Origin of the sequence: Alterotamlana spongicola (assembly GCF_035818475.1) — a bacterium.
Lineage (GTDB): Bacteria > Bacteroidota > Bacteroidia > Flavobacteriales > Flavobacteriaceae > Cognatitamlana.
The window spans coordinates 831,392-842,468 of sequence record NZ_JAYMGV010000001.1 but is presented as its reverse complement, the minus strand read 5'-3'; the positions used below and the strand labels follow the sequence as shown (position 1 = coordinate 842,468).

Annotated in this window: 13 protein-coding genes; all 13 read right to left on the bottom strand. The window is 33.4% G+C overall.

Annotated features, from left to right (window positions below):
• Positions 1-4 precede the first annotated feature (4 nt).
• The gene (locus VOI54_RS03670; protein WP_326281366.1) at positions 5-1,033 is read right to left on the bottom strand and encodes a beta-ketoacyl synthase chain length factor; all 1,029 of its coding nucleotides are present in this window, start codon (positions 1,031-1,033) and stop codon (positions 5-7) included.
• Positions 1,030-2,232 carry a beta-ketoacyl-[acyl-carrier-protein] synthase family protein gene (locus VOI54_RS03665; protein WP_326281365.1) on the bottom strand — a complete coding sequence of 401 codons (1,203 nt, stop codon included), beginning with the start codon at positions 2,230-2,232 and terminating at the stop codon, positions 1,030-1,032. Before VOI54_RS03665 ends, VOI54_RS03670 begins: the two co-directional genes overlap by 4 nt.
• 1 nt (position 2,233) lies before the next feature.
• Entirely contained in the window at positions 2,234-2,491 is a 258-nt protein-coding gene (locus tag VOI54_RS03660; RefSeq protein ID WP_326281364.1) for a phosphopantetheine-binding protein, read from the bottom strand.
• Positions 2,491-3,108 (bottom strand): beta-ketoacyl-[acyl-carrier-protein] synthase family protein, encoded by a 618-nt coding sequence (locus VOI54_RS03655; RefSeq protein WP_326281363.1) that lies wholly within the window; start codon positions 3,106-3,108, stop codon positions 2,491-2,493. The genes VOI54_RS03660 and VOI54_RS03655 overlap by 1 nt, the downstream gene beginning before the upstream one ends.
• Positions 3,105-4,244 (bottom strand): beta-ketoacyl-[acyl-carrier-protein] synthase family protein, encoded by a 1,140-nt coding sequence (locus VOI54_RS03650; protein WP_326281362.1) that lies wholly within the window; start codon positions 4,242-4,244, stop codon positions 3,105-3,107. Before VOI54_RS03650 ends, VOI54_RS03655 begins: the two co-directional genes overlap by 4 nt.
• A 7-nt stretch (positions 4,245-4,251) precedes the next feature.
• Positions 4,252-4,698 (bottom strand): acyl-CoA thioesterase, encoded by a 447-nt coding sequence (locus VOI54_RS03645; protein WP_326281361.1) that lies wholly within the window; start codon positions 4,696-4,698, stop codon positions 4,252-4,254.
• Positions 4,699-4,705: 7 nt separating this feature from the next.
• On the bottom strand, positions 4,706-5,143 hold the full coding sequence (locus tag VOI54_RS03640; RefSeq protein WP_326281360.1) for a hotdog family protein: 438 nt from the start codon (positions 5,141-5,143) through the stop codon (positions 4,706-4,708).
• A 7-nt stretch (positions 5,144-5,150) separates the two neighbouring features.
• Positions 5,151-6,035 (bottom strand): lysophospholipid acyltransferase family protein, encoded by an 885-nt coding sequence (locus VOI54_RS03635; RefSeq protein WP_326281359.1) that lies wholly within the window; start codon positions 6,033-6,035, stop codon positions 5,151-5,153.
• Between the two features lie 21 nt (positions 6,036-6,056).
• On the bottom strand, positions 6,057-6,299 hold the full coding sequence (locus VOI54_RS03630) for a phosphopantetheine-binding protein (RefSeq protein ID WP_326281358.1): 243 nt from the start codon (positions 6,297-6,299) through the stop codon (positions 6,057-6,059).
• A gap of 7 nt (positions 6,300-6,306) precedes the next feature.
• Entirely contained in the window at positions 6,307-7,524 is a 1,218-nt protein-coding gene (locus tag VOI54_RS03625; RefSeq protein WP_326281357.1) for a beta-ketoacyl-[acyl-carrier-protein] synthase family protein, read from the bottom strand.
• Positions 7,525-7,629: 105 nt separating this feature from the next.
• Positions 7,630-8,364: a flexirubin biosynthesis SDR family reductase FlxB gene (gene flxB / locus VOI54_RS03620; RefSeq protein WP_326281356.1), complete on the bottom strand. Its 735-nt coding sequence runs from the start codon at positions 8,362-8,364 to the stop codon at positions 7,630-7,632.
• Between the two features lie 13 nt (positions 8,365-8,377).
• Positions 8,378-9,526 carry a WG repeat-containing protein gene (locus VOI54_RS03615; RefSeq protein WP_326281355.1) on the bottom strand — a complete coding sequence of 383 codons (1,149 nt, stop codon included), beginning with the start codon at positions 9,524-9,526 and terminating at the stop codon, positions 8,378-8,380.
• Positions 9,526-11,061, bottom strand: coding sequence for a flexirubin biosynthesis tyrosine ammonia-lyase FlxA (gene flxA / locus VOI54_RS03610; RefSeq protein ID WP_326281354.1), 1,536 nt, complete (start codon positions 11,059-11,061; stop codon positions 9,526-9,528). Before flxA ends, VOI54_RS03615 begins: the two co-directional genes overlap by 1 nt.
• Positions 11,062-11,077: the final 16 nt, after the last annotated feature.

The window sequence follows — 11,077 nt, the reverse complement described above, 5'->3', positions numbered from 1 at the left end:
AACGTTAGCATGAGGTTAGTAAAATAAAACTATGTTGTTGTCCTTTAAATTGGTTGTATAACAATACGTTTTTATAGTTTGACTTTTCTGTTTTATTAAGTAATAATGCTTTAGGGATTTTTTGTTGTTTAACAATATGAGTTGCTGCCCAAAACCCAAATGCAGACGCAGTAAAGAACTCACCACTTACATGCTTGTAATGTATTTGCTGTGTTGCATTAAAAATAGAATCTTGTAGATTATGGTAGTAGTTGTCATATCCGTCGCCATTATTGCCCAGTAGAACAGCATCAATATCTGATGCTGATAAACCATTACGTTTTAAAAATTTATGGAGCTTTCCCTTAAGTATTTGTGGCGTTGCTTTATTCGTAATTTCAATGGCTTTTAATGTGCAATAAGAATTTTTTTGTTTTGAAGATGATAGCGTAAAGAAGTGGGCGCCTTCACCAAAAGCCGTAGTAATTGGTTTGGGTTCTAACGCTTCAGCCATTACTATGTCTTGAATAAATTGTTTTCCTAATTCATCAACCCCTCCAACCAAAATGTTGTTTGCTATGTTTTCGTGGAGCATAAGTTGTGCATCAACTAGCGCCGATTCGAACGAAACTGAGCCGTGAACATACGTTACATTGTAGCTCTTACATTTAAGTGTTAATGCAATTTGAGCCCCAACGGTATTATGTGTAGATTGTATAAATGATGTTGGTGTTAAATATTGCTCGTCATTATCGATAATCGCGTTTAAGAATTTCTCAGAATCCTCAATACACCCCATTCCTGTTCCCGTAATTATAGCATCTGGAGCATCTAGTTGGGATTCTTGCAAAGCCACTTTCGATGCGGCAATCCCCATTTTTACACCAGTTGCCATACGTCTGCTGGCAATAGGACTTATAAATTCTTTATATTTTGGATGAATAGCATGCGCGGTTTTCGACTTGTGAGAAATAATGGTTTCCAAGAGACTGTTTGAATCAAAGGTGTCTTGAACAGAAATTGAAGCCACACTATTTATATAACATGGTTTCATTGGCTTTTAGAAAAAATAAGTGTTGAACAATTGCCTCCAAATCCAAATGAATTTGATAATACATATTCCAAATGCTTTTTGGTTACTTTGGTAAGAGGAACCATTTGTAATTCTGGAATAGTGGTGCTAAAATTCAAGTTAGGAAACATTATATTTTTTTGAAGTGCTAATATGGAATACACTGATTCTATAGCGCCAGCCGCAGCTAGGGTATGACCTGTAAACCCTTTGGTTGAGCTAAAGTCGGGGATTGTGGTCCCAAAAACTCTTTTTATTGCGGTGCCTTCAGATAAATCGTTATTAGGTGTTGCGGTTCCATGTGCATTAATGTAATTGACGTCTTCTGGTTGGATGTTTGCCACAGCCAAAGCTTTTTGCATGGCCAGAAAGGCGCCTTCTCCACGCTCTGATGATGCTGTTTGATGAAATGCATCATTGGCATTTCCGTAACCTGCTATATATGCAAGAGCCGTTTTATTGTCTTGTTTTACCACAGTATCAGATTCTAATACCAAATATGCTGCCGCTTCTCCTAAATTGAGTCCTTTTCTGTTCGCGTCAAACGGTGTGCAATCTGTATCAGATAATATCATAAGCGTTTTAAAGCCATTGATGGTAAACTTTGCCAATCCGTCTGTGCCTCCAACAATAACACGATCTAATTGCCCTGATTTAATTAATCGAGCGCCTAACATGATTGCATTTGCTGCCGAAGAACATGCGGTACTTATAGTTGTAGTATAATCTGTAACACCTAAATGTTCGGCAATTTTTTCGGTACTATCTCCCGCATGATGACTGCTAATAAATTTTCTGCTTTCAGAATCGGTGTTATAGTTTTGAAAGTGTTTTTCGGTCATATCCATTCCGCCAACACTTGTTGAAGAGATTAACCCCGTTCGACATGCGTTTATGTCTTCAATTTGGGCTTGATTTATGGCTTCTTTAGCAGCGATACAGCCTAATAAAGCGGTTCTGGAATAGTTATGGTTTTTTGGTAAATTAAGACTGTGTGCTAATTGTTTATTGGTTTGTAGTATTTCACCAACTTTAATGGCTTCTTTATGCCGTGTTTCAATATTAACGATTGGCGCTATGCCCTTTTTGTAATTTAAAAGCGCATAAAAATTTTCTTCTATAGTATTACCAATAGAAGATATAATTCCCATTCCTGTTATAGCAACACGGTTTTGAGACATGTTATTTTGTTCGGTGTTCTGCAATGTATGTTGCCAGAACTTCTATAGATGCAAAAATAGCTTTCCCTTCTTGAGGATCGGTAAGTTTAATGCCGTAATCTTTATCTAGCATTACTATAAGTTCTAAAGCATCAATAGAATCTAATCCTAATCCGTCACCAAATAACACATCATTATCTTCAATGTCTTCAACATTAAAATCTTCTAAATTTAATTGTTCAATAATGCTTTCCTTAAGTTCTTTTTTTAATGCGTTCATTAATTTTCGTTATATATTTTTTTAATAAATTCTTGTGAATATTTATGGTCTCCATCTTCTGCCACAAGATACATAAATGCGTGATATTTGTCATCATCAAAATCTACCCAACCACAAAGAATATGAGTGCTTTTTTCATTCTGAATTAATGTTGAAGCATATTGACTTATAAGCTTTTCATTAAAAGTATTGGACACAAAAAACGCATTTTCTCCCTTTATTTGATGCCTGATACTAATCTCGCCAATTGCAATATTTGGTAGTGTATAAACAAAAACAGCAGGGCTTGGAAAGTAATTTTCTTTGTCATTAATAGCGTCCTGATGTTTTTTGTCGGTATCTAAACTGGAGCTTTTATTAGAAAGTACAATAGCCATGTTTTCTTTATCCTTAGAGCTAATGTTTTCTAATAAAACTTCCGATGCAAGAAAGGCAAGCTTACTAAGGTTGTCCATTTTGAAAAATTTAGGATAGGCAATCGTTTTTTCTTTATAAACCTGTTTCGAAAATTCAGCAAATGATAATTGAGACTTTTTTGTTAATAGTGTGGAACCGTTAACAGAAATGGTGTTGTCTTTTATATGACAGTATGCGATTATGTTTTTGTTTTTTCTCAAGTATTAATTTTTTTAAAAAGCACAGCCGTATTGCAGCCTCCAAAACCCGATGCTGTTTTTAAGAAGGTATTAATCTTTGTTTTCTTTTTCTTTTGAATGACATTTAACGGTACTGAAACTCCCAATTCATTCATCCCTAAAGAGGTATAAAGTGTATTGTTTTTCATAGAATGTATGCCAATAATAGCCTCGAGTAATCCTGAAGCACCTAAAGTATGTCCGTAATAACCTTTCAAACTATTTAGAGGCGCCTGTTCTAATTTTAATCGATTGAAAGCAATGGCTTCCATTTCGTCATTGAATAGTGTTGCTGTACCATGTGCCGATATATAATCGATGGTTTTTGATGTGATTTTAGCTTCCTTTAAAGCTGAAACAACACTTCTGTATAAGCCTTCGCCATCTCGTGAAGGGCCTGAAATATGATTGGCATCATTGCAGGAACCATCTCCAATAACTTGAATGTTTTCTTTTTTTGATTTCTGATTAGTGATAGCAACTGAAGCTGCGGCTTCTCCTATAGTAATCCCGTTTCTTTGTTTTGAAAAGGGTTTGCATGGTTTTTCACTGATAGCTTGAAACGATTGAAACCCTGATAATGTGAATTCTGAAACAATATCGCCACCAACAATAAAGGCATTATCATAAAAATCATTTTGTATAAGACGTTTTGCAACGGCAACCGATAAAATTCCAGATACACAGGCGTTTGATACAATGATTGCATCGTTTTTAAAACCGAAAAATGTGTTGATTTTCTCGCCTAATGCAGGCAGGTAAGCTCGCTCTGGAGTAAAATGCGTTGTACTTGTATGTAATGCATCAATATTGCCTTTTGTGGTTGCAATAAGTAAGGCGGTTTTATCGGAAATTGGAAAATCAGCTTTGCTAATGGTGTTTTGTAAAGACAAGATCATCATTTTCTCTAGTTTCGTGTAGGCGGTAATGTCGCCTATTTTACTAAACGCATTGTTTAATAACTGATCATCGATTATTGAGGCGTAACAAGGTGAAGAACTAATGTTATCATGCAAAATAATCCCCGATTTTTCTTGAGCTATTTGCGAAATATTTGCTTCGCTATTAAAACCAAGTGGAGAGATTATGTTGCTTGCTGTGATAAAAACGTCCTTCATTGTGTTTTTATATTAATTTATAGCTGTCTTTCCACGCTTTGAAAAAAGAAGGAAATGTTAGTGATAAATCATTATTATCGTCTACAAAAACTTGAACGGTTTCTCCTGTACAAACCGTTTTTCCTTCAGCATTCATTATTTTGTATTTGAAAATTATTTTAGCTGCCAACGTGTTGATAAAAGTGGTTTCTACAGTAGCAATTTCACCATAACGTAATGGTAATTTATGTTCGCAACTGGATTTTATTATTGGTGTCACATAACCTTGTGCTTTAAGGTCTAAATATGAGATGCCATATTTTCTGCCAAATGCTTCTCTGCCATCTTCAAAATAATGAAGGTAATATCCATGCCAAACAATACCTAATGCATCTGTTTCATTAAAACGAATTCTAATGTCCTGAGATACTTTTAATGTGTTTTCTTCAGCATTTTCTATTTTTTTTGATTTCATTCAGGCTTCATTTTTTTAATACAGTTTTCATTTGAGCAGACATGATAACTTCACCATTTAAGCGAATAATACCTTTTACCAATGTAACGCCCATAATTTCTTGTAATATCTTAACTTCTGTTTCCAGTTGCTCACTAACTTTAGGAAGCCTTTCAATATGTACACCTTTTATAGCTCCAATATAGCCCTCTGGAGCCGGTATGTTTTTAATGTAAAAATGATAGCCTGTATAAAGTGCAACAGTTTGTGCCATATGCTCTATTAAACCAGGCTCGGTTAGGTATGCATCTTGCACAAATATATTGTTGTCTGTAATGGTTAATCCAGAAATAACTTTAGTGTCATCAAAATACAACAACGCATCAATCATTACTATAGGCGCTCTTTGTGGTATTAGCTTCTGAATGATACTTTGATCTGTTATTTTTTCTTTAAGTAAGTTCATGTATTAGCTAATCTTTTAGATCGTTCCAAAAATTAAAATAATTAAACCATTGTAATGGATATTTATTAAGGATCCATTCTAAGCTTTCTGTATACGATTTTAATAATCCTTCTACATCTCTTTGTTTTACATCTGCTGTTCTTGCATAAAGGTGATAATGTTTGCTAGTTTCTTTCATAACATAAACAAAAATTACAGGTACTTTTAACCGAGAGCCTAAAAGAAATGGGCCAGCTGGAAATTTTGCCTCTTTGCCTAACAATGTATAAGATAACGATTTTGTGTCTTTAACATAACGGTCTCCAGTAATGCATATAATTTCATTTCTTGACAATGCTGCATTAATTTCAAAGATATGAGAAAGATCGTCTTTAATGATAATAAATTTAATACTAGATTTATTGGTAACACTTTCTATATAGGCTTTAATGTCACTATGCTCCGTATCAGTTGTTAACAAACTAATTGCAACGTTTTCTTCTAGCTCGTTTAAAAAATACTCTGCAATTTCGAAGTTTCCAACATGGGCACTAATAAGGACTCCGCCTTTTTTCGCTTTAAGAATGCTTTTTAATTGCTCTATACCATCAAAATTATAGGTGAATTTATCTCTTAAACCAGAAGATATAGCAATTTTGTCAATGATGGTCTGTCCAAAAACATAATAACTTTTGTAAATACATAAAACGCTTTTAAGTTTTGAATAATTACGTCTTTTACGAAAGTAATAATAAATGGCTTGCGTACTGTTTTTAGCAAAAAAACAAAAGTATAAAGCAACAAAGAACAGTACAAAATAGGCAGAATACAACCCTATTTTTTTAATACAAAACACGAATATTTTATATCCTAAAACAGAACCTCTGGACTTTCCTTCCCATTCAGTAGCCATTTATTTTAGAGTAAATATATATTAGCTTAATTTATTTTCTATAAGGTTGTAAAAGTCTTGAAGTGTAATGATGTTTATAAAATCCTCTCCTACTAGTTTTACACTAAAATTTGCTTCAATAGCTACAACCAAATCAACAAAATCCAAACTATCAAGCTCAAGAGTTTCTTTTAAATTAGCCTCAGGTAAAATATCTTCCGCTTCAACTTCAAATTCATCTATAAGAAAGTTGTTTATTTTTTCAATAATAACTTCTTTATTCATATCGGTACTATAATTTTTTTATTATTAATGCTGAATTTGTTCCTCCAAATCCAAAAGAATTGGACAAAAATACATCAATTTTTTTATCTAACGTTTTGCTTACTAAATTTAATTTAGAGGCATCCTCGTCAGGGCTTTCCAAGTTTATATTGGGAGCAATAAAAGAGTGTTGCATCATGAGCATGGAATATATTACTTCGCTAGCGCCTGCCATCCAACATTCGTGCCCTGTCATAGATTTTGTTGAGCTTACATAAGGGCCTTTTTCTCCAAAAACATCAAAAATGGCTTTAGCTTCGTTAGCGTCGCCAACAGGCGTTGACGTTGCATGTGCATTAACATAATCAATGCTATTAATGGGGATGTTTGCTTGTTCTATAGCTTTATTCATGGCGCGAGAAGGCCCATCGACGTTTGGTGTTGAAATATGTTCTCCGTTTGATGAAAAGCCATAACCAATAATTTCTCCTATAATGGGAGCGCCACGTTTTATAGCAGATTCATAACTTTCTACAACAAGTGTTGCACCACCACCGCTAGGAATGAGTCCATCTCGGTTTTTGTCAAAAGGGCGAGAAGCCCTTTCTGGTTGTTCTTCGTTTGCAGAGAATACACCTAAACCATCAAAACTTCCCATGGCAAGTTCATTAATTTCTTGAGCACCACCGCAAATAATGCAGTCTTGAAGACCACTTTTAATAAGTTGATATGCCATACCAATAGCATGAGAACCACTTGCACAAGCAGCACTTATAGTGAAATTGACGCCTGTTAGTTTAAAAATGGTCGAGAGGTTCATGGTTATGGTAGAATTCATGCCTTTAAAAATAGAACCTGAACCCACCAATGTGGTATCTTTTTTCTCTCTAATTTTATCTACAGATTCAATAACAGATTTTGCCGTACTGTCATTACCATAAAGGATGCCTACTTCGTTTGTATTTAAGAACTCTTGTGTAATTTTTGCATTCTCCAAAGCCTCTATAGTTGCCATGTATGCATAAGTACCTTCTTCACCTAAGCTAATACGCTGTCTTCTGGTAAGTAGTTTTTTAAGATTTGGAGTTTCTACAGAGCCTGTTAAACATGATCGATAACCAAATGGTTTTCTTTTTTCATCAAAAATAATCCCTGAGGTTCCGTTATAAAGAGATGCTTTTACCTCTTCTAAATTTTTACCTATGCAGGAGTATATTCCCATGCCAGTTATAACAACTCTCTTCATCTGTTTATAATTAATATTTTTTATCGGTTATATGTAACATTCATTTAATCATTTTACGTGTGTGTTGAAAATTTAGTTATGAATATTTCATTCCTGTAATTTTATTTAAGAGTAAATACCTCCATTAATATTAATAACTTCTCCTGTTATGTATGACGCTTTTTTAGAAGCTAAAAAAGATACTAAATGAGCAACTTCTTCGGGGTCTCCAAAACGGTTTGCAGGCACTAATTTTTTTAATTCTTTTTCATTTAACTCATTTGTCATATCGGTTTTAATAAACCCTGGAGCAACTGCATTTACTGTAATGTTTCGTTTTGCTATTTCTTGTGCCAAGGCTTTTGTTGCTCCTATTACTGCACCTTTTGCGGCCGAATAATTGGTCTGACCAGGAGTTCCTTTTAATCCAGATAATGATACAATATTGATTATACGACCATACTTTTTAACTAATAATTTCTGAATTAAATGATTGGTAACGTTAAAGAAACCGTTAAGGCTTGTGTTAACTACATTATTCCAATCTTTAGATGTCATCCACATAAACAGACCATCTTTTGTTATACCAGCATTATTAACTATTACTTCTATAAAAGCTTCTTTATTGGTTTCATGCCAGCTATCTAAAACAGATTTCACTTCTTCATTATTTACAACATCAAACTGTAATAATTCCCCAGAGCCTCCAGCATCTTTAACTGCTTCTAAAGTGTCTAAAGCAGCCTGTTTATTACTGTGGTAGTTTATTAAAATGTGATAGTTGGTGTCTTTGGCTAGTTGAATACATATTGCTTTACCAATACCTCTTGAACCCCCTGTGACTAATGCGTTTTTTTTCATTAATGGTAAAATGTTATTCTTTTTTAATTTCAACAAAAATATTAATATTACTAAACTGTTTTTCCCCTAAAAGGTTGCCTTCGGGAGTAATAAACCCCCACTTATTATTTTGTTTAACCTTAGCCACAGAGCCTATAAACCCTTTAGTTTTCCTATTAAGAGAAAAACTTGGAGTAATAAGTAATGTTGCGGGTATAACCATTTGGCCTTTTTTGTTTATAAAACCCCAGTTAGATGTACCAAATGGTTTTACGGGGGCAAGCTCTATATCTTTTCCAAAAATTTCAGCATCATTATATTGGGGTTCAATTAGGTATTCGCCTACAGTATTTATATAGCCCCAACGTCTACCATCGTATACAGGAGCAATCCCGTTTACGAAGTGTCTAGCTACTTTAAACTGTGGTTCTATAGCCCATTCTCCTTTAGTATTAATATATCCTACTTTTTTATCAACCCTAGCCATGGTTAGATCACTACCATCTCTAAAATCCCATATTTTAGAAGCATTCTCAATTATAATAGACTTATTATTAGTGATTATTTTGAAAGTGTTACCCTCTCTAGCTTGTACAACTTTATTAATATAATTTCCAATTTCACTATAAATTGGAGATATATATTCTTTGCCATTTGAATCGATTATCCCCCACAAATTATTTAATTTAATTTTAGCATAGCCATTAATAAATGGTTTTATAACCTGATATTTAGGTTCTGTTATAATTTCACCATTAGAGTTTATTAGGCCTACTAGTTTTTTTGTCTTAAAAATAGCAACCCCTTCTTTGTTAAAATCATAATATTTGGTGTTAGGTTTAGGTTCTATTATCATTTTGCCTAACACATCAATGAAATATTCTTTTTTACCATTTGCAACCCAAGCCAAGTCATTAATAAAAACTTTTGCGTTATCAAATTGTGGCTGTATAACCCAATCTCCTTTAGTATTTATATATCCCCATTTTTTGTTTTTTCTAACAGGAGCTAGCCCATTTTCGGAAAAATCTTTAGCCTTTTTAAACTGGGGTTCAATAATATATTCTCCATTAGAATCAATATACCCATAGAGGTTGTTTTCATTAACTAATGCAATTTTTTGAGCATTAGCAGAAATTGAAATTAATAAAAGAGTAAATAGAGATGCAAATCGTAAAATCATTATACAATATTATTTTCATGGTTCATTATAAAATCTTTAACCTTATTTACATATGGATACATGACAATGTCATCTGTAAATATAGGAACTAATTGTCTTATAGCATCATACATTTTTTTCGTTTTTGAAGAGACTTTATCTTGTGCTTTAAGATACTCGACAGCCTGTATGATGGTTATCATCTCAATGGCTACAATTTCGAAAGCGTTTTCAATAACTTTTTTAGTGATTAGAGCAGCATTGGTTCCCATGCTAACAATATCTTGATTATCATTATTGTTAGGAATACTATGCACATACATGGGGTTAGATAGCATTTGATTTTCGGCAGTTGTAGATGTTGCAGTAAATTGAACACCTTGCATGCCGAAGTTTAATCCTAGCTTTCCAAGGTTTACAAATGCAGGAAGAATATTATTTAAACTAGGGTTTAATAAATAGTTGAGCTGCCTTTCTGATAGCATACTCATTTTGGTAACAACCAGTTTTAATTTGTCCATTTCTAGCGACACATAATCACCATGAAAATTCCCACCATGATATACATGTTGCTCTTCTACATTAACTATAGGATTATCGTTTGCAGAATTTATTTCTTCAAATAAAATACGCTCTATATTATTTAAGGTGTCTAATACAGGGCCTAATATTTGAGGAACGCAACGTAGAGAATAGTATTCTTGAACTTTTTCCTCAAAAACAGTAACTTCTGGGTTTTTATTGTATAAAAATTCCTCACGTTTTCTAGTTAGCTTGCTATCTTTTAAATACGCTCTCATTTGTTTAGCAACCTCACGCTGTCCTTTGTGCTTTTTGGTTTGATTTAATTCTAATGATAAATGATCGTCATAAGCTTGTACAATTTCATTTATTGCTGACGAACATAATATCATCCAATTTAATAAGCGTCTTGTATTAATGGTGTTTACAATACCTATACCTGTCATTACCGAGGTTCCGTTCATTAAGGCTAAGCCTTCCCTTAAAACAACAGCAATAGGTTTTAAATTTTCAATTTTAAATACTTCTTTTGTAGGTTTTAGTTCATTTTTATAAAACACTTCACCTTCTCCAATCAAAACAAGAGCTAAATGTGCTAATTGTACTAAATCGCCACTAGCTCCAACGCCACCATGCTCATAAATTAAGGGCATAATATTTTTGTTAATCAATGCGCTCATTAACTCTATTACCGATTTATGAACTCCAGAATGACCCAAAGATAATGTGTTTAATCGCGCTAACATTGCCGCTTTCACATATTTAGGATGAATAATATTGCCAGTTCCAGAAGCATGACTCCGTATTAAATTATATTGTAATTTTATACGATCTGCATCGGCTATTTTATATTGCGCCATGGGCCCGAAACCCGTATTAACGCCATAGATGGTTTTGTTTTCAGAAAAATCTTTTAAAAAATTAAAGCTATTTTCTATAGTTTGAATAACGGTATTATCAATTTCTATAAGGTTGTTTTCAAAAATGATTTTATAAAAATCTTCAATACCTAAAGTTCCATTCAGTTTTAACATCTATAAATTGATAATA